This window comes from Burkholderia sp. AU45388 (genome assembly GCF_030481585.1).
GTDB lineage: Bacteria > Pseudomonadota > Gammaproteobacteria > Burkholderiales > Burkholderiaceae > Burkholderia > Burkholderia sola.
This window is the reverse complement of the sequence record NZ_JAUJPV010000027.1, coordinates 104,275-120,557: the sequence shown is the minus strand read 5'-3', so window position 1 is coordinate 120,557 and position 16,283 is coordinate 104,275. Positions and strand designations below refer to the sequence as shown.

General features: G+C 67.8%; 20 protein-coding genes and 1 pseudogene. 6 read left to right on the top strand and 15 right to left on the bottom strand.

Annotated features, from left to right (window positions below):
• From QZM72_RS31070 to QZM72_RS31055, 4 genes and pseudogenes are all read right to left on the bottom strand, one after another.
• A pseudogene (locus QZM72_RS31070) lies at window positions 1-253 on the bottom strand (aspartate aminotransferase family protein); the annotation flags it as partial.
• 35 nt (window positions 254-288) lie between these two features.
• Window positions 289-1,626, bottom strand: a complete 1,338-nt coding sequence (locus tag QZM72_RS31065) for a glutamine synthetase family protein (protein ID WP_089468645.1) — start codon at window positions 1,624-1,626, stop codon at window positions 289-291.
• Between the two features lie 28 nt (window positions 1,627-1,654).
• Window positions 1,655-2,440 (bottom strand): gamma-glutamyl-gamma-aminobutyrate hydrolase family protein, encoded by a 786-nt coding sequence (locus QZM72_RS31060; RefSeq protein ID WP_089468644.1) that lies wholly within the window; start codon window positions 2,438-2,440, stop codon window positions 1,655-1,657.
• 283 nt (window positions 2,441-2,723) lie between these two features.
• Complete coding sequence (locus tag QZM72_RS31055; protein ID WP_006488040.1) at window positions 2,724-2,906, bottom strand: hypothetical protein; 183 nt, start codon at window positions 2,904-2,906, stop codon at window positions 2,724-2,726.
• 455 nt (window positions 2,907-3,361) lie between these two features.
• Between QZM72_RS31055 and QZM72_RS31050 the strand changes: the two genes are divergently transcribed.
• Both QZM72_RS31050 and QZM72_RS31045 read left to right on the top strand, forming a co-directional pair.
• The gene (locus QZM72_RS31050) at window positions 3,362-3,913 is read left to right on the top strand and encodes a cupin domain-containing protein (protein ID WP_089468799.1); all 552 of its coding nucleotides are present in this window, start codon (window positions 3,362-3,364) and stop codon (window positions 3,911-3,913) included.
• A gap of 88 nt (window positions 3,914-4,001) precedes the next feature.
• Window positions 4,002-5,492 carry an aldehyde dehydrogenase gene (locus tag QZM72_RS31045; RefSeq protein ID WP_301739972.1) on the top strand — a complete coding sequence of 497 codons (1,491 nt, stop codon included), beginning with the start codon at window positions 4,002-4,004 and terminating at the stop codon, window positions 5,490-5,492.
• Window positions 5,493-5,558: 66 nt separating this feature from the next.
• Here the strand turns inward: QZM72_RS31045 and QZM72_RS31040 are convergent, their stop codons facing one another.
• Window positions 5,559-5,759 (bottom strand): heavy-metal-associated domain-containing protein, encoded by a 201-nt coding sequence (locus tag QZM72_RS31040; protein WP_089468642.1) that lies wholly within the window; start codon window positions 5,757-5,759, stop codon window positions 5,559-5,561.
• A gap of 330 nt (window positions 5,760-6,089) precedes the next feature.
• On the opposite strand from QZM72_RS31040, the gene QZM72_RS31035 reads away from it, so the two are divergent.
• Window positions 6,090-6,422, top strand: coding sequence for a cupredoxin domain-containing protein (locus tag QZM72_RS31035; protein WP_006488047.1), 333 nt, complete (start codon window positions 6,090-6,092; stop codon window positions 6,420-6,422).
• 12 nt (window positions 6,423-6,434) lie between these two features.
• Entirely contained in the window at window positions 6,435-7,271 is an 837-nt protein-coding gene (locus QZM72_RS31030) for an FTR1 family protein (RefSeq protein ID WP_301739971.1), read from the top strand.
• 127 nt (window positions 7,272-7,398) lie between these two features.
• Here the strand turns inward: QZM72_RS31030 and QZM72_RS31025 are convergent, their stop codons facing one another.
• From QZM72_RS31025 to QZM72_RS30985, 9 genes are all read right to left on the bottom strand, one after another.
• On the bottom strand, window positions 7,399-7,617 hold the full coding sequence (locus tag QZM72_RS31025; protein ID WP_006477594.1) for a hypothetical protein: 219 nt from the start codon (window positions 7,615-7,617) through the stop codon (window positions 7,399-7,401).
• Window positions 7,617-8,063, bottom strand: coding sequence for a hypothetical protein (locus QZM72_RS31020; RefSeq protein WP_301739970.1), 447 nt, complete (start codon window positions 8,061-8,063; stop codon window positions 7,617-7,619). The genes QZM72_RS31025 and QZM72_RS31020 overlap by 1 nt, the downstream gene beginning before the upstream one ends.
• 71 nt (window positions 8,064-8,134) lie before the next feature.
• Window positions 8,135-8,455 carry a DNA-binding transcriptional regulator gene (locus tag QZM72_RS31015; protein ID WP_089468638.1) on the bottom strand — a complete coding sequence of 107 codons (321 nt, stop codon included), beginning with the start codon at window positions 8,453-8,455 and terminating at the stop codon, window positions 8,135-8,137.
• Window positions 8,448-8,813, bottom strand: coding sequence for a type II toxin-antitoxin system RelE/ParE family toxin (locus QZM72_RS31010; RefSeq protein ID WP_089468637.1), 366 nt, complete (start codon window positions 8,811-8,813; stop codon window positions 8,448-8,450). Before QZM72_RS31010 ends, QZM72_RS31015 begins: the two co-directional genes overlap by 8 nt.
• 128 nt (window positions 8,814-8,941) lie before the next feature.
• On the bottom strand, window positions 8,942-10,759 hold the full coding sequence (gene glmS / locus QZM72_RS31005) for a glutamine--fructose-6-phosphate transaminase (isomerizing) (protein WP_301739969.1): 1,818 nt from the start codon (window positions 10,757-10,759) through the stop codon (window positions 8,942-8,944).
• A gap of 54 nt (window positions 10,760-10,813) precedes the next feature.
• The gene (gene glmU / locus QZM72_RS31000) at window positions 10,814-12,175 is read right to left on the bottom strand and encodes a bifunctional UDP-N-acetylglucosamine diphosphorylase/glucosamine-1-phosphate N-acetyltransferase GlmU (RefSeq protein ID WP_089468635.1); all 1,362 of its coding nucleotides are present in this window, start codon (window positions 12,173-12,175) and stop codon (window positions 10,814-10,816) included.
• Window positions 12,176-12,309: 134 nt separating this feature from the next.
• The gene (ttcA, locus tag QZM72_RS30995; RefSeq protein WP_301739968.1) at window positions 12,310-13,290 is read right to left on the bottom strand and encodes a tRNA 2-thiocytidine(32) synthetase TtcA; all 981 of its coding nucleotides are present in this window, start codon (window positions 13,288-13,290) and stop codon (window positions 12,310-12,312) included.
• Complete coding sequence (locus QZM72_RS30990) at window positions 13,287-13,691, bottom strand: dihydroneopterin aldolase (protein WP_059576406.1); 405 nt, start codon at window positions 13,689-13,691, stop codon at window positions 13,287-13,289. Before QZM72_RS30990 ends, ttcA begins: the two co-directional genes overlap by 4 nt.
• A 75-nt stretch (window positions 13,692-13,766) precedes the next feature.
• Window positions 13,767-14,510 (bottom strand): SDR family oxidoreductase, encoded by a 744-nt coding sequence (locus QZM72_RS30985; RefSeq protein ID WP_301739967.1) that lies wholly within the window; start codon window positions 14,508-14,510, stop codon window positions 13,767-13,769.
• A gap of 13 nt (window positions 14,511-14,523) precedes the next feature.
• On the opposite strand from QZM72_RS30985, the gene QZM72_RS30980 reads away from it, so the two are divergent.
• A complete protein-coding gene (locus tag QZM72_RS30980) occupies window positions 14,524-15,714 on the top strand; it encodes a class I SAM-dependent methyltransferase (RefSeq protein ID WP_301739966.1) in 1,191 nt (396 codons plus the stop codon).
• A 13-nt stretch (window positions 15,715-15,727) separates the two neighbouring features.
• Window positions 15,728-15,922 carry a DUF2905 domain-containing protein gene (locus QZM72_RS30975; RefSeq protein WP_011546377.1) on the top strand — a complete coding sequence of 65 codons (195 nt, stop codon included), beginning with the start codon at window positions 15,728-15,730 and terminating at the stop codon, window positions 15,920-15,922.
• Window positions 15,923-15,946: 24 nt separating this feature from the next.
• Here the strand turns inward: QZM72_RS30975 and QZM72_RS30970 are convergent, their stop codons facing one another.
• Complete coding sequence (locus QZM72_RS30970) at window positions 15,947-16,168, bottom strand: hypothetical protein (protein WP_027785622.1); 222 nt, start codon at window positions 16,166-16,168, stop codon at window positions 15,947-15,949.
• Between the last annotated feature and the right edge of the window lie 115 nt (window positions 16,169-16,283).

Genomic DNA, 16,283 nt, shown 5'->3' with positions numbered 1-16,283 from the left:
CGCACCACAGGCCGGCCATCCCGTCGATCACCTTGTTGCCGTCGGAGTCCCACAGGTAGACGCCGTCGGCCTTCACGATCACGCGGCTGCCGGCGCGATTGAGCGCGCCCATGTCGGAGAACGGGTGGATGTGGTGCGCGGCGTCGAGCGCGCGGTATTCGGCGGTCGTGCGTGCCTGCGTCGCGCGCGGCGCGGCGGCCGCGGCGGTCGGCGCGGCCGGCTGGATCCAGGCAGATTCGTTGCGGTAAGTCATGTTTCCTCCGTGATTCCGTATGCGGTGATGCGCGCTTAAACGTGCAGCAGCAAATGGCGGCGTTCCCACGAGCTGATCACGCGGAAAAACGCTTCGTATTCGGTTTCCTTCAGCGCGAAATACGCCTTCAGGAACTTGGGCCCGAGGATCTCGCCGAGCGGCTCGCACGCGGCCATCAGCGTCAGCCCTTCCTCGAGGTTGCGCGGCAACTGGTACGGCTGGCTGTAGCCGTCGCTCACCAGCGGCTCGGTCGGCTCCAGGCGCTGCGTCATGCCGAGATAGCCGGCCGCGAGCGTCGCCGCCAGCGCGAGGTACGGGTTGCAATCGACGCCCGGGATGCGGTTCTCGATGCGGCGTGCGGCCGGCCCCGAGTGCGGGATGCGGAACCCCACCGTGCGGTTGTCGTAACCCCACTGCACGTTGATCGGCGCGGCCATGAAGCGCGACAGGCGGCGATACGAGTTGATGTACGGCGCGAAGATCGGCATCAGCGCCGGCGTGTACTTCTGCAACCCCGCGAGGTAGTTGTAGAACATCGACGTCGCGCCGCCGGTTTCCGGCGACGTGAACAGGTTCTGGCCCGTTTCCTCGTCGACGATGCTCTGGTGCACGTGCATCGCCGAGCCCGGTTCGTCTTCCATCGGCTTGGCCATGAACGTCGCGTACATGTTGTGGCGCAGCGCGGCCTCGCGCACCGTGCGCTTGAACAGGAACACCTGGTCGGCCAGCGACAGCGCGTCGCCGTGCATGAAGTTGATCTCCATCTGCGCGGCGCCGACTTCGTGGATCAGCGTGTCGATGTCGAGGTTCTGCGCTTCGCAGTATTCGTAGATGTCCTCGAACAGCGGATCGAACTCGTTGACGGCCTCGATCGAATACGACTGGCGGCCCGTTTCGGGGCGGCCCGTGCGACCGACGGGCGGACGCAGCGGCAGGTCGGGGTCCTTGTTCATGTCGACCAGATAGAACTCGAGCTCCGGCGCCACGACCGGCTTCCAGCCCTTCGCCTTGTACAGGTCGAGCACGCGGCGCAGCACGTAGCGCGGCGAGATCTCGACCGGCGAGCCGTCGAAGTGCACGCAGTCGTGGATCACCTGCGCGGTCGGGTCGACGGCCCACGGGATCAGCCGGATCGTCGACGTGTCGGGCACGCACACCATGTCGGGATCGGTCACGCCGGTGAGCGAGCCGTCTTCCGGATAGTCGCCGGTGACGGTCTGCACCATCACGGCCTGCGGCAGGCGCATCGATTCGCCGGACGTGAACTTGTTGCGCGGCGTGATCTTGCCGCGCGCGATGCCGGCCATGTCGGGAATGATCGCTTCGATCTCGGTGATCCGGTGCTGCTTCAGAAAGTCTTCGATGTCTTGCATGTCTGTTCTCGTTGTCTGGTGGGCGCGCTCAGGCGAGCGCGGCGGCGGCCATGGCGCGGGTGCGTTCGACGCGACGGGCGCGGCACGCATCGCCGAACGCGCGGAAGATCGCGCTCGACAGCGGGTCCTGCGCGTGTCGCCATTCCGGATGCCACTGCACGGCCAGCGCGAACGCCGGGGCGTCGACGACGCTCACGGCCTCGATCAGCCCATCCGGCGCGACGGCCTCGACGGCGAGGCCGGCGCCGAGCCGCGCGACGCCCTGCTTGTGCAGCGAGTTCACGTGCACTTCGTCGCGGCCGCCCGCGAGCGCATGCAGCTTGCCGCCGGGCGTCAGGCGCACGACGTGCGCGGGGCCGTATTGCGTGTCCATCGGCGCGCCGTCGTCCTCGCGGTGGTCGGCGAAGCCGGGCACTTCATGTACGCGCTGGTGCAGCGTGCCGCCGCAGACGACGTTCAGCTCCTGGAAGCCGCGGCACACGGCCAGCACGGGCACGCCCGCGGCGATGGCCGCGCGCAGCAGCGGCAGCGTCGTCGCGTCGCGGGCGGGGTCGTGCTTCGTACCGGGCTCGCTCGGCTCGCCGCCGTAACGATGCGGCTCGACGTTCGAGTAACTGCCGGTAAACAGCAGGCCGTCCACGGCGTCGAGCACGTCGGCGGTCGACTGCCGCTCGCCGAGCGCCGGCAGCACCATCGCGAGCGCATGCGCGCCGTCGACGATCGCGGCGACGTATTTGTCGCCGACCGTATGCGACGCGTGCGCGCCGATCTGGGTGAGGTCGGCGGTGATGCCGACGAGAGGTTTCCTTTCCATGACGTCAATCAGTAATCCGTAGGGACGTGACGCGCGTCGGCCCGAATGCGGCGAAACGCGGGCGCGACACGACCCCGCAGCCCGGCGCTGAGCGCGGGGCCGCTGGTGAATGGGCGCAACGGGATGGCGTGGCGATCCGCGCTGCGCGCGACGGTCAGGCCGTCGTTCGTTTCATTGCGATACGCGACGCGGCAACGAATGCGCGAACGCGTGCCGTCACCGCACGGACGATGCGGTTGGCGAATCGACAGAAAAAACGAACGACGTGAAGAAAGGAGAGGCGCTACGGCAGCAGCGACGCCACTTCGTCGGTATCGACGGCGACGAATGCGCGTGCGGAAACGGCGTTGTGGCGCCGAACGGAACGACGGGACAGGATGGTGTAGATCGACAGGTGAAGCAGGCGAGGACTATGCCAGCCGCAACTGCCGTCGGAAGCGGGAACGGCGCTGCGCAAACTTCGCACATCGCCTCGATCCCACCTCACCAGAGGGCCACGGACTCTCACGATTACACTCGACTGGTTTGTTGAAAGTATTGAACACCTGATCGTTTCGACGCGCGGGGCGTTTAAAATAATCGAGGCGCCGGTCCGGCATCATTTACATTCACGGGCGTCGATTGTTGCGTTGCGATAACGCTTTTCGACGCCTGTGAAAGCCTGATGACGCTGACCTGAGAGCCAGCATATACGAGCCAATAACGGCGTCAAATGTTTTTTATCGGTCCTGCATCAGGGCTTTCCCGAGCAATACGAACAAAAGATTCGCAAAAGGAATAATCGACGCGCCGTCCATTATTTCGAACGCCTTTCAGGGTTTTCCCCGCTGATGTGCGGCATAAAGTGATTAGAATATTCAACGGCAGTCCACCGCGTCGTTTCACTTTGTCATCGCACTTATCGTGTCCGAAACCGAATCGATGTCCACCGAAGTCGCCGAGCGCCTGCGTTTCGTGCGCAACAAGCATGGCCTGTCGCAGCGCGAACTCGCGAAACGCGCCGGCGTCACCAACGGCACGATCTCGCTGATCGAACAGGGCCGCGTGAGCCCGTCGGTCGGCTCGCTGAAGAAACTGCTCGAATGCATCCCGATGAGTCTCGCGGAGTTCTTCACGTTCGAGCTCGTCGAATCGCGCGCGGTCGTGTCGCGTCGCGACGAGATGCCGAACCTCGGCAACGAGACGCTCGCGTTTCACCTGGTCGGCGCGAACGTGAAGGATCGCAACATGTGCATCCTGCGCGAGATCTACCAGCCGCTCGCCGACACCGGGCCCGAGATGCTGGTGCACGCGGGGCACGAGGGCGGCGTCGTCGTGTCGGGCCGGCTCGAGCTGACCGTCGATAGCGCGACGTGGCTGCTCGACCCCGGAGACGGCTACTACTTCGAAAGCCGTTTGCCGCATCGTTTTCGCAATCCCAGCGCGGAACTGATCTGCGAGGTCGTGTCGGCCAATTCGCCGGCAACCTTCTGACCGCGCGTCACTGCATTCGCGGCGGGCCGCCGGTGCGCCACGCGCGCGGCGGGCCGCATCGCGAATGTCACCACATTGAGGCATCCTGATGAACAAGTTGACTTTGGCTGACTGGCAACACAAGGCGGCGTCGCTCGAGATCGAAGGGCGCGCATTCATCGATGGCGCGTCGTGCGACGCGCACGGCGGCAAGACGTTCGACTGCGTGAGCCCGATCGACGGCCGCGTGCTGGCGAAGGTCGCCGACTGCGGCGAAGCGGACGTGAACGCCGCGGTCGCGGCCGCACGCCGCGCGTTCGACGCAGGGGTATGGGCCGGCCTGAACCCGCGCGCGCGCAAGGCCGTGCTGCTGCGCTGGGCCGCGCTGATGCGCGAGCATCTCGACGAACTGTCGCTGCTCGAGACGCTCGACGCGGGCAAGCCGATCGGCGACACGACGACGGTCGACGTGCCGGGCGCCGCGTACTGCGTCGAATGGTTCGCCGAGGCGATCGACAAGGTCGGTGGCGAGGTCGCGCCGGCCGATCACCATCTCGTCGGTCTCGTCACGCGCGAGCCGGTCGGCGTGGTGGCCGCCGTCGTGCCGTGGAATTTTCCGATCCTGATGGCCGCATGGAAATTCGGCCCTGCGCTCGCGGCCGGCAACAGCGTCGTGCTGAAGCCGTCGGAGAAATCGCCGCTGACCGCGATCCGCGTCGCGCAGCTCGCGTTCGAGGCCGGCATCCCGGCCGGCGTGTTCAACGTCGTGCCGGGCGCGGGCGAACCGGGCAAGCTGCTCGCGCTGCATCGCGACGTCGACTGCATCGCGTTCACCGGTTCGACGGCGGTCGGCAAGCTGATCATGCAGTACGCGGCGCAGTCGAACCTGAAGCGCGCGTGGCTCGAACTCGGCGGCAAGTCGCCGAACATCGTGCTGCCCGATTGCCCCGATCTCGACCGCGCGGCGCAAACGGCGGCCGGCGCGATCTTCTACAACATGGGCGAGATGTGCACGGCCGGCTCGCGGCTGCTCGTGCATCGCGACATCAAGGACGCGTTCATCGAGAAGCTCGTCGCGGCCGCCCGCGCGTACGTGCCGGGCAATCCGCTCGATCCGTCGGTATCGATGGGCGCGATCGTCGACGGCATTCAGCTCGAGCGCGTGCTCGGTTACATCGAAGCGGGGCGCGGCGAAGGCCGGCTCGTCACGGGCGGTGCGCGCGTGAATGCGGAAACGGGCGGCTTCTACGTGGAGCCGACGGTGTTCGAGGTGAAGCCCGACGCGAAGATCGCGCGCGAGGAAATCTTCGGGCCGGTGCTGTCGGTGATCGTGTTCGACGACGTCGACGAAGCCGTGCGGATCGCGAACGACACCGAATACGGGCTGGCCGCGGCCGTGTGGACGTCGAACCTGACGACCGCGCACGACGTGTCGCGCCGCCTGCGTGCGGGGACCGTGTGGGTGAACTGCTACGACGAGGGCGGCGACATGAACTTCCCGTTCGGCGGCTACAAGCAGTCGGGCAACGGCCGCGACAAGTCGCTGCATGCGCTCGAGAAGTACACCGAACTGAAGTCGACGCTGATCCGGCTGCGCTGACGCGCCGCCGGGCATGGGCGCGGGCGCGTCGCCGTCCGGCGCTGCGCCCGCGGCCTTCGGCGCGCGTTACGCGGTGCGCAGCGCGGGATGGAAGCCGGCGGCCTCGATGACCGACTGCACGCGCTCGGCGCCTTGCGCCGAGTCGACCTTGACGATCTTCGCCGCGACGTCGATGTCGAGCTTCGCGGCGGGGTCGGCAGCCGTCACCGCGCGCGTGATGGCGTTGGCGCAGCCGCCGCAGGTCATGTCCTGGACTTCGAATTCCATCGTGTTCTCCCGGGTAGGTGGTGGATGAGTATGTTCAGCATGAAGCTTGCCATGGTGGGAAGGTCAAGCGCCGCATGCGGTGATGCACATCGCATCAGTCGTTTGTCATGCTGAAGTCTGACGAATAGCCATTTGTGTAGGCGCGTCAGTCGGAATTTTTCCCGATTGACGACTGCACATTGTCGGCGAAATCCGGCGAAGCCTTGCGTAGCCACGCGCACGCGGGATCGATGGCGCATGATCTCCATGCTCCATGTAAGGGTACTCCGAGGTGAAAATGCGAATCGATCTTAGTATCGATTCCCTTCCATATTTCCGCTCATTACACCCATGACCCGTTTCGCTATCGGTTTCGCGCTGGCCCTGCTGGGCGCCTCGGCCACGTCCGCTTTCGCGGCCGACGACGTCGTCAACCTGACGTTGAAGGACCACAAGTTTTCGCCCGACGGCGTGACGATCCCTGCCGGCAAGAAGGTGAAGTTCGTCGTGAAGAACCTCGACGCGACGCCCGCGGAATTCGAAAGCGACGACTTCAAGGCGGAGAAGGTCGTGCCGGCCGGCAAGTCGGTCGAGATCCTGGTCGGGCCGCTGAAGGCCGGCACCTACGAGTTCCACGACGAGTATCACGAAGCGCAGTCGAAGACGCACCTGACCGTCAAGTAAGCCGATACCGACATGCTGTCCACTGCCCTGATCGTCTTTCGTGAAGTGCTTGAGGCTGCGCTGGTGGTCTCGATCGTGATGGCCGCCACGAAGGGCGTGCCGCGGCGCGGCTGGTGGGTCGGCGGCGGGCTGGTCGGCGGCGTGGTCGGCGCCGGCCTGATCGCGGCGTTCGCCGACGTGATCTCGCAATGGGCATCCGGCATGGGGCAGGAAGTCTTCAACGCGGGCGTGATGTTCGTCGCGACGCTGATGCTCGCGTGGCACTGCATCTGGATGAGCCGCCACGGCCGGGAAATGGCGCTGCACATGGGCGAGGTCGGCCGGGCGGTCGCGGCCGGCAGCCGGCCGTTGACCGGGCTCGCGATCGTGGTCGGCGTCGCGGTATTGCGCGAGGGCTCCGAGGCCGTGCTGTTCCTGTACGGGATCGCGGCGGGCGAGCCGGGGCAGACGCCGCAGATGATCGCCGGCGGGCTGCTCGGCGTGCTCGGCGGCGCCGGGCTCGGCTACGCGATGTATGCGGGCCTGCTGCAGATTCCGTTGAAGCGCCTGTTCTCCGTCACCAACGCGCTGATCGTGCTGCTCGCCGCGGGCATGGCGAGCCAGTGCGTCGGCTTCCTGCTGGCCGCCGGCTTCGTGCCGTCCTGGGGCGATGTGGTCTGGGACACGTCGTGGCTGCTCAAGGAATCGAGCATCGTCGGCAAGGCGCTGCATACGCTGATCGGCTATACGGCGCGGCCGGCAGGCATCCAGATCGCCGCGTACGTCGCGACGCTGGCGGCGATCCTCGTGCTGGCACGGCTCGTCGGCCGGCCGCGGCAGACGGTGAGGCCGCCGCACGCCGCGGCGTGAGTGTTCCGGGCTTCCGGGGGCGAACGAAAGAAGGGGCGTCATCGACGCCCCCTCGTTCATTTGCGACGCGCGACGCCCCGGCGCAGCGCCGGCGACGGCGGCCGCGGATGCGCGCTGCCGGGTTCGGTCAGCTGTGGTTGTCGATCCACGCGCGCGCCCATTCGAGCCCTGCGTCGCGCGCGTCGTCTTCGGTGTCGAACACGCCAAGCACGCCCGACGCCTCGACGAGCCGGTTGTTCTGCGTGATCGTGCCGCTCGCCGCGAAGCGCTCGGGCTGCATGATCTCGTCCTGCTGCAGGATCGCGTGGCCCCAGATCTGGTAGCCGTGGTAGGTCTGCGCTTCCATTATCGAGTCACCTCCGCGGAGCGGCCGTGCGTGCCGACCTGCAGCACGTTGCCGTCCGGCGTGTATTGACGCGGGATGTCGGAGAAGGTGAGTGCGCGCGTCGCGTCCGGTGCGGCAGGCTGCATCACCGTGAGACGCCCGGGTGCGGGTTGCGCGACGGGGCGCGGGGCGGCCGGGGTGTCGGCCGTGGCCGGGCGGTGCGCGCCGGCTTTCACGGCCTGCGCGACGCGGCGCTTGTGCGGTTTCGCGATGGGTTTCGGCGTGGCGCTCGCGTGCTTCTCCGCGCTCTTGCCGGTGCGTGCGTCGGCACCCGTGCGGGCACCTGGCGTACGCGCCGCAGGCTGCCGCGCCTCGGGCGGGTTCCAGACCTCGACGTAGTGCTCGGCGGCCCAGCCCGACGACGCGAACGTCAGCGCCAGCAATCCGCATCCAAACAGTCTTACCATTGTCTCTCCGTCATATTCGTTGCGGCGCGCGTCCAGCCGGGGCCGTGCAGGGGCATTCGGGGAATGCCGGCTCAGGAGAACACCTCGAGCCCGTGTTTCTCGACGATCTGGAGCATGCGCGCGGCGATGCCGCTCGGCCGCTTGTCGCCCTGTTCCCATTGGCGGATCGTCGATGTCGTCGTGTTCAGGTAGAGCGCGAACACGCTCTGGCTGACGTTGACCGACTTGCGGATGCGGGCGATCGCTTCCGGATCGAATTGCGGCGCGGCTTCGATGCAGAGATCGTCGTATTCGCGCATCGTCTTCTTGTCGATCAGTTGCGCACGATAAAGGCCCGACGCGGCGCTGTGGACCGCCTCCGTCGCGTCGCTCTTGAATCGACTCTTAGCCATTGCAAATCTCCACCCACTCTTTCAGGGTAACCAGCGTCGCGATGTCGCTGTCGGTGTGTCGGCCGACATCCGCGGCGAGCTTTCTGAAGGCGCGCAGTTCGCGTGCGTCGATGTCGTCGCGGTCGCATTTCGCGAACAGGAACACGAACACCCACGTGTGCCCGACCTTGCCCAGCACGATCCCGCGCTGCCGATTGCCGTCGAGGCGCTTCTTCCAGACGTTGCCGCCGAGATCGACGCCCTGACCGCGGGCCAGCTCCCGCACCGCGCGGCAAAGCTCGTCGTCGGCGATTCCCGCTTTCCCGGCTGCCTTGTGAAACCACTTCGTCTTGAAGACGCGTCGTACGGAAGCAGACATGTCGAACCGGTCGAATTAGCACAGGATTATATACCACTACGTGGTACATATTTCGACCTGGCCAAACGGCCTGCCTTGCGCCCGCACGCGGTCGGGACGGCCCGGCACGGGGCCATCCCGTCGCCTGGTTACTCCACCGTCACCGACTTCGCGAGATTCCGCGGCTTGTCGACGTCGGTGCCGCGCGCACACGCGGTGTGATACGCGAGCAGTTGCAGCGGCACGACGTGCAGGATCGGCGACAGTTGCCCGTAGTGCTCCGGCATCCGGATCACGTGCAGGCCGTCGTCGTTGACGATCTGCGTGTCCGCATCCGCGAACACGTACAGTTCGCCGCCGCGCGCGCGCACTTCCTGCATGTTCGACTTCAGCTTCTCGAGCAGCGTGTCGTTCGGCGCGACCGTGACGACCGGCATCGCTTCCGTGACGAGCGCGAGCGGCCCGTGCTTCAACTCGCCGGCCGGATAGGCCTCGGCGTGGATGTACGAGATTTCCTTCAGCTTCAGCGCGCCTTCGAGCGCGATCGGGTAGTGCAGCCCGCGGCCGAGGAACAGCGCGTTTTCCTTGCGCGCGAATTCCTCCGACCACGCGATGATCTGCGGCTCGAGCGCGAGCACGCTGTTCAGCGCGGCCGGCAGGTGGCGCAGCTCCTTCAGGAATTGCGCTTCCTGCGCGGCGTCGACGTGCCCGCGCAGCTTGCCGAGCGTCGCGGCCAGCACGAACAGCGCGACGAGCTGCGTCGTGAACGCCTTCGTCGACGCGACGCCGATCTCGGTGCCCGCGTGCGTCAGGAACTGCATCTCGGTCAGGCGCACCATCGCGCTCGTCGCGACGTTGCACACCGCGAGCGTATGCGTGTGGCCGAGCGACTGCGCATGCTTGAGCGCGGCGAGCGTGTCGGCCGTCTCGCCCGATTGCGAGATCACCAGCACGAGCTGGCGCGGGTTCGGCACCGACTCGCGGTAGCGGTATTCGCTCGCGATCTCGACCTGGGTCGGGATCTTCGCGATCGATTCGAGCCAGTACTTCGCGGTGAGGCCCGAGTAGTAGCTCGTGCCGCACGCGAGGATCAGCAGGCTGTCGATCGCCGCGAACGCGGCGGGCGCGGCGTCGCCGAACAGCGTCGCGTCGAAGGCTTCGGTTTGCGGCACCGTGTCGCCGATCGCGCGCGGCTGCTCGAAGATTTCCTTCTGCATGAAGTGGCGATAAGGCCCAAGCTCGACCGCGCCGCCGTATGCGCTGACCACGCGGATTTCACGCTGCACGGTGGCGCCGTGACGGTCGACGATCGTCACGCCGTCGAGCGACAGCTCGCACACGTCGCCTTCCTCGAGGAACGTGAAGCGGTCGGTGCTGCCGGCCAGCGCGAGCGCGTCGGACGCGAGGAAGTTCTCGCCGTCGCCGTGACCGACGACGAGCGGCGAACCCTGGCGCGCGCCGACGACGGTGTGCGGCTGGTCCTTGTGCGTCACCGCGATCGCATACGCGCCGTGCAGTTGCTGCACGGCTTCGCGCACCGCGTCGAACAGGTTGCCGCGATACAGGCTGTGCACGAGGTGCGCGATCACTTCGGTGTCGGTCTGCGACACGAATTCGTAGCCCTTCGCGCGCAGCGCTTCGCGCAGCGTCTCGAAGTTCTCGATGATGCCGTTGTGCACGAGCGCGAGCGCGTTCGACGAGAAGATCGGGTGCGCGTTGTGCGTGACCGGCGCGCCGTGCGTGGCCCAGCGCGTGTGCGCGACGCCGGTCGCGCCTTCGAGGTGCGTGTCGCGCACCTGCGCATCGAGATCGGCGACGCGCGCGACGCTGCGCGCGCGCTTCGGTGCGTCCGGCTCGAGCACGGCGACGCCGCACGAGTCGTAGCCACGGTATTCGAGGCGCCGCAATCCTTCGATCAGCACCGGAACGATATTACGCTGCGCAACTGCGCCGACAATGCCGCACATGAATGGTCAATCCTGTCAGTCGAAGCGGGCGCCGCGCGGGCGCCCGCAAATGGTTCAGCTCTTTTTCTTGACCGGGCGGACGTAGCCGCTCTTCGCGGTCTGCGTCTTCTCGTTCAACGCGAGGACGCCTTCGGCGACGTCCTTCCAGATCGTCGTGCCGGCCGCGATCGTCACGCCGCGGCCCACGCGCACGGGCGCGACGAGCTGCGTGTCGGAGCCGACGAACACGTCGTCCTCGATCACGGTGCGGAACTTGTTCGCGCCGTCGTAGTTGCAGGTGATCGTGCCCGCGCCGATGTTCACGCGCGCGCCGATGTCGGCGTCGCCGATGTACGTGAGGTGGTTCGCCTTCGAGCCGTGGCCGATCACCGCGTTCTTCACCTCGACGAAGTTGCCGACGTGCGCTTCGTCCGCGAGCTGCGCGCCCGGGCGCAACCGCGCATACGGGCCGATCACGGTGTGCGCGCCGAGCTCGGCGCCGTCGATGTGCGTGAACGCGTCGATACGCGTGCCCGCGCCGATCGATGCGTTGCGGATCACGCAGTTCGGGCCGATCGTCACGTCGTCGGCGAGCGTCACGTTGCCTTCGAACACGCAGTTCACGTCGATCGACACGTCGCGGCCGCAGCGCAGCGTGCCGCGCACGTCGACGCGCGCCGGATCGGCGAGCGTCACGCCGTCGACGAGCAGCGCATCGGCGACGTTGCGCTGGTGAATGCGCTCGAGCTCCGCGAGCTGCGCCTTGCTGTTCACGCCGAGCGTTTCCCATTCGTCGTCGGGCTGCGACGTGACGACCTCGAAGCCGGCCTCGATCGCGAGTTCGACGACGTCGGTCAGGTAGTACTCGCCCTGCGCGTTTTCGTTCTTCAGCGCGCCGAGCCACATCGACAGCTGGGCCGTCGGCGTGACGATGATGCCGGTGTTGATCTCGGCGATCCGCAGTTCGTCCGGCGACGCATCCTTCTGCTCGACGATGCGCGTGACGAAGCCGGCCGCGTCGCGCACGATGCGGCCATAGCCGGTCGGGTCGTCGAGCGTGACGGTCAGGATCCCGTAGCGGCCGTCGCGCGCGGCGTCGACCAGGCGCCGCAGCGTCGACGCGCGCGTGAGCGGCACGTCGCCGTACAACACGAGCGTCGGTTGCGCGGGATCGAGGAGCGGCAGCGCCTGGCGGACCGCGTGGCCGGTGCCGAGCTGCTCGGCCTGCACCGCGAACTGGACGTCGGGCGCGGCGACGGCGGCCTGGACCTGCTCGGCGCCGTGGCCGACGACGACGACGAGCCGGGACGGCTGCAGCGTGCGCGCGGTGTCGATGACGTGGGAAAGAAGCGGCCTGCCGGCCAGGGGGTGAAGCACTTTCGGCAGCGCGGAACGCATGCGCTTGCCGGTGCCTGCCGCCAAAATCACGATATTCATGGCGCGCGCGTGGGTCAGAGTTCGAAGCCGTCCATTTTAGCATGCGGCCCTTGTCGCTCCGGGCCTGTCGCGGCGCGGCGACACCGCCGAAACGAGGCCGCCGGCCCCGGTTTCGGCGGGTGTTCGGTCCCTGCTTACAGGTCGTCGAACTGGACGACCGAGATCGGTTGGGCGGCGCCCGGCGCGGCCGCGTCGTCGCCCGATGCGCACGGCTCCTCGTCGAACGCGATGTCGCCTTGCGGATCGGCCTCGCCCGTCGCGCGCAGCGACTGGAACGGGTACAGCGTCGTGTCCATCAGGTGCGACGGCACGACCTTCGCGAGCGCGTTGAACATGTTGTCGACGCGGCCCGGGAAGCGTTTGTCCCAGTCGCGGATCAGCGCCTTCATTTCCGCGCGCTTCAGGTTCGGCTGGCTGCCGCACAGGTTGCACGGGATGATCGGGAATTCGCGCAGCTCCGCGTATTTCTCGAGATCGGTTTCCTTCACGTACGCGAGCGGGCGGATCACGATGTTCTTGCCGTCGTCCGACTGCAGCTTCGGCGGCATCCCCTTCAGCTTGCCGCCGTAGAACATGTTCAGCAGCAGCGTCTGCACGATGTCGTCGCGGTGATGGCCGAGCGCGATCTTGGTCGCGCCGAGCTCGCCGGCCACGCGGTACAGGATCCCGCGGCGCAGCCGCGAGCACAGCGAGCAGGTCGTCTTGCCTTCCGGCACGAGCCGCTTGACGATGCTGTAGGTGTCCTGGTTCTCGATGTGGAACGGCACGCCGACCTGCTTCAGGTATTCGGGCAGCACGTGCTCGGGGAAGCCCGGCTGCTTCTGGTCGAGGTTCACCGCGACGATGTCGAAGTCGATCGGCGCGCGCTCGCGCAGGCGCAGCAGCACGTCGAGCATCGCGTAGCTGTCCTTGCCGCCCGACAGGCACACCATCACCTTGTCGCCCTGCTCGATCATGTTGAAATCGCCGATCGCCTGGCCGACCTGGCGCACGATCCGCTTGAACAGCTTGTTGTTCTCGTACGCTTCCTTCTGCTCGCGGCGCGTCAGCGCGGGGCGGCCGGTTTCGGCGGTGGCGGCGTCGGCCGCCGTGTCGTTCATGTGGGGGGCGTTCATGCGCGCTCCTCGTCCTTGATGCGAAAGACTTCGACGCCGACGGCGTCGCAGTCCGGATAGGCGTCCGGTTTCTCGGTACGGACGCGTACCGCGCGCACGGTGTCGTGCGCCAGCAGGTGCGCGGCGATCGAATCGCACAGCGTTTCCTGCAGATGGATGTGGCCGCGCGCCAGACACTGCGCGACGCTCTGCTTCATCAGGTCGTAGTCGACGACTTCGTGCAGCCGGTCGTCGACGGGGGTGGACAGCGCGAGCGGCACGAACAGGTCGATGTTGATGACGACGCGTTGCTCGCCGCGCTTCTCGTGTTCGAAGGCCCCGATGTTGATGTGCACCTCGTAGTCGCGCAGGTAGAGCCTGCGGCAATCCGCGAGGCGGGGGTGCAGGAGAGCGGAAAACATGGTCGTCCCAGTCAAATTGGCGTGCGCGCACGCAAAGCGGCGCGGGCGGCGGCTCTCAGGCCGCGCCCGCGCGGTTCATTCATTCGGGCCGGCGGCGGGCGGCACCAGGTGCTCGCCGCCGTCGACGGTCAGCGTCGCGCCCGTCACGCCGGGCGCGCTCGCGAGATAGCAGGCGGCCGCCGCGATGTCGTCCGCGTGCGGCGCGTGGCCGCGCACGAGCGCCGCGACCCGCACCTTCGGCGCGAGCGCCAGCGCGAGCGCCGACGTCGCGCGGTTCAGCGCGGCCTGCATCAGCGCATGCGAGAACTGCGCCGGCGCCGGGTGAAACAGGGCCTGATCCAGTACGTGAATCGCGCACGCGCGCAGCGTTTCGTCGTCGCGCGCGGCGTCCGGCGTCGCATCGGCGAGCGCGCGGGCCAGCGCCAGCGGCGCGGTCACGTTGCGCGCGAGCGCGGCGGCGAGCGACGCGCCATCGACCGTGTGCGCGTCGTCGGCGCCGGCGCTGGCGCTGACGAATACCGCGCACGCGGGCCGGCCGAGCGCTTCGCCGCACGCGGCGACGAGGGCCGCGGCATTGGCTTCCAGGGCCGGATCGGCGTCGAGCACCGCCGCGCGGCGGCCGTGCGCGGCGACTTCGGCGACGAGCGCATCGGCGGCTGCGCGCGGCGCGCCCGGGCTGCGCTGCAGCGCGACGTCCCAGCCGCGGCGGGCGAAACCCGTCGCGAGCGCGCGGCCGATCGACGCGGCGTCGGCCGCGCTGCCCAGGGCGCCCGTGACGAGCACCACGCGTGGGGTCGACGTATCGGCTGAAACGGTCATTTACAATGCCGGGATGAACCCGAAAGCTCACGAACCCGCTAGTTTACCTGCTCCCGGCCCCGACGCGCTCGCGCAGTCCGAAACCCTCGCCGCGCAACTGCGCGACGAGATCGCGGCGGCCGGCGGCTGGCTGCCGTTCGACCGCTTCATGGAGCGCGCGCTGTATGCGCCGGGCCTCGGTTATTACAGCGGCGGCGCGCGCAAGTTCGGGCGCCGCGCCGACGACGGCAGCGACTTCGTCACCGCGCCCGAGCTGTCGCCGCTGTTCGCGCAGACGCTCGCGAACCCCATCGCCGAAGCGCTCGCGGCGAGCGGCACGCGTCGCGTGATGGAATTCGGCGCCGGCACCGGCAAGCTCGCGGCCGGGCTGCTGGCGGCGCTCGACGCGCCGGGCGTCGAACTCGACGAATACCAGATCGTCGACCTGTCGGGCGAGCTGCGCGAACGGCAGCGCGACACGATCGAAGCCGCGGTGCCGGCGCTGGCCGCGAAGGTGCGCTGGCTCGATGCGCTGCCCGAGCGGTTCGACGGCGTCGTGGTCGGCAACGAGGTGCTCGACGCGATGCCGGTGCGCCTCTTCGCGAAGGCGGACGGCGCGTGGCGCGAGCGCGGCGTCGCGCTCGACGCGCGGCAGGCGTTCGTGTTCGACGACCGGCCGGTCGACGCCGCCGGCCTGCCGGCGGTGCTCGCGACGCTCGACGTCGGCGACGGCTACGTGACCGAAACGCACGAGGCCGCGCTCGCGTTCACGCGCACCGTCTGCACGATGCTCGCGCGCGGCGCGGTGCTGCTGATCGACTACGGTTTTCCGGCGCACGAGTACTACCACCCGCAGCGCGACCGCGGCACGCTGATGTGCCACTACCGTCACCACGCGCACGACGACCCGTTCGTGTACCCGAGCCTGCAGGACATCACCGCGCACGTCGAATTCACCGGCATCTACGACGCGGGCGTCGCGACCGGCGCCGATCTGCTCGGCTACACGTCGCAGGCACGCTTCCTGTTGAACGCTGGCATCACCGACGCGCTGGCCGCGATCGATCCGTCCGACGTTCATCAGTTCCTGCCGGCCGCGAACGCGGTGCAGAAGCTGATCTCGGAAGCCGAGATGGGCGAGCTGTTCAAGGTGATCGCGTTTTCGCGCGGGATCGACGGCACGCTCGACGCGTTCGCGCGCGGCGACCGCTCGCACGCGCTTTGACGGGGAGCCCGGCATGCTGCGCTGGCTATTGACGACGTTCATCGCGGTGATGATTCTGACGCGCTGCTGGCCGTGGCTCGGCAAGCTCGGCATCGGGCGGATGCCGGGCGACGTCACGCTGACGCTCGGCGGGCGGCGCTACCCGTTCCCGTTCATGTCGACGCTGGTGCTGACGATGCTGGTATCGATGGTGGCGCGGCTGCTCTGAGCCGCGCCGAAAAAGAGGAGCGCGTCACAGCTCGATCTCGCCGAGGATCCGGTGCGCGAGCGCCTTCGCCTCGTCGAACGCTTCTTCCTCGCTGGGGCTCGTCGAGTGGACGTCGTAGCGCATGTTCTCGGTGTCGTCCCCGTCGTCGCGCGCGAGGATCACGTAACCCTGGAACTGCCCGTTGCCCGCATGCTGGGTATGCGCCTTGGCCGTGTAGATGCCTTTCGTGAACGTGTTCGTGTCCATCGTGCTCTCCCGCGAAAAGGACGCTTCATCGTAGCACTGCGGCGCAGCATGGGGAACGCGGTTTATCGGTGACCGATCGGCGGCCGGTCACCCGCCTGCGCGCCCTTCACTGTCC

Excerpts from the sequence above, each read along its gene's own strand:
- QZM72_RS30985 (WP_301739967.1), bottom strand. The coding sequence starts at position 14,510 with ATGACCGTTTCAGCCGATACGTCGACCCCACGCGTGGTGCTCGTCACG.
- QZM72_RS31065 (WP_089468645.1), bottom strand. The coding sequence starts at position 1,626 with ATGCAAGACATCGAAGACTTTCTGAAGCAGCACCGGATCACCGAGATC.
- QZM72_RS30980 (WP_301739966.1), top strand. The coding sequence starts at position 14,524 with ATGAACCCGAAAGCTCACGAACCCGCTAGTTTACCTGCTCCCGGCCCC.
- ttcA (WP_301739968.1), bottom strand. The coding sequence starts at position 13,290 with ATGAACGCCCCCCACATGAACGACACGGCGGCCGACGCCGCCACCGCC.
- QZM72_RS31020 (WP_301739970.1), bottom strand. The coding sequence starts at position 8,063 with ATGGTAAGACTGTTTGGATGCGGATTGCTGGCGCTGACGTTCGCGTCG.
- QZM72_RS30990 (WP_059576406.1), bottom strand. The coding sequence starts at position 13,691 with ATGTTTTCCGCTCTCCTGCACCCCCGCCTCGCGGATTGCCGCAGGCTC.
- QZM72_RS30975 (WP_011546377.1), top strand. The coding sequence starts at position 15,728 with ATGCTGCGCTGGCTATTGACGACGTTCATCGCGGTGATGATTCTGACG.
- glmS (WP_301739969.1), bottom strand. The coding sequence starts at position 10,759 with ATGTGCGGCATTGTCGGCGCAGTTGCGCAGCGTAATATCGTTCCGGTG.
- QZM72_RS31060 (WP_089468644.1), bottom strand. The coding sequence starts at position 2,440 with ATGGAAAGGAAACCTCTCGTCGGCATCACCGCCGACCTCACCCAGATC.
- QZM72_RS31030 (WP_301739971.1), top strand. The coding sequence starts at position 6,435 with ATGCTGTCCACTGCCCTGATCGTCTTTCGTGAAGTGCTTGAGGCTGCG.
- QZM72_RS31035 (WP_006488047.1), top strand. The coding sequence starts at position 6,090 with ATGACCCGTTTCGCTATCGGTTTCGCGCTGGCCCTGCTGGGCGCCTCG.
- QZM72_RS31015 (WP_089468638.1), bottom strand. The coding sequence starts at position 8,455 with ATGGCTAAGAGTCGATTCAAGAGCGACGCGACGGAGGCGGTCCACAGC.
- QZM72_RS31045 (WP_301739972.1), top strand. The coding sequence starts at position 4,002 with ATGAACAAGTTGACTTTGGCTGACTGGCAACACAAGGCGGCGTCGCTC.
- QZM72_RS31040 (WP_089468642.1), bottom strand. The coding sequence starts at position 5,759 with ATGGAATTCGAAGTCCAGGACATGACCTGCGGCGGCTGCGCCAACGCC.
- QZM72_RS31010 (WP_089468637.1), bottom strand. The coding sequence starts at position 8,813 with ATGTCTGCTTCCGTACGACGCGTCTTCAAGACGAAGTGGTTTCACAAG.
- QZM72_RS31050 (WP_089468799.1), top strand. The coding sequence starts at position 3,362 with ATGTCCACCGAAGTCGCCGAGCGCCTGCGTTTCGTGCGCAACAAGCAT.
- QZM72_RS30970 (WP_027785622.1), bottom strand. The coding sequence starts at position 16,168 with ATGGACACGAACACGTTCACGAAAGGCATCTACACGGCCAAGGCGCAT.
- glmU (WP_089468635.1), bottom strand. The coding sequence starts at position 12,175 with ATGAATATCGTGATTTTGGCGGCAGGCACCGGCAAGCGCATGCGTTCC.
- QZM72_RS31025 (WP_006477594.1), bottom strand. The coding sequence starts at position 7,617 with ATGGAAGCGCAGACCTACCACGGCTACCAGATCTGGGGCCACGCGATC.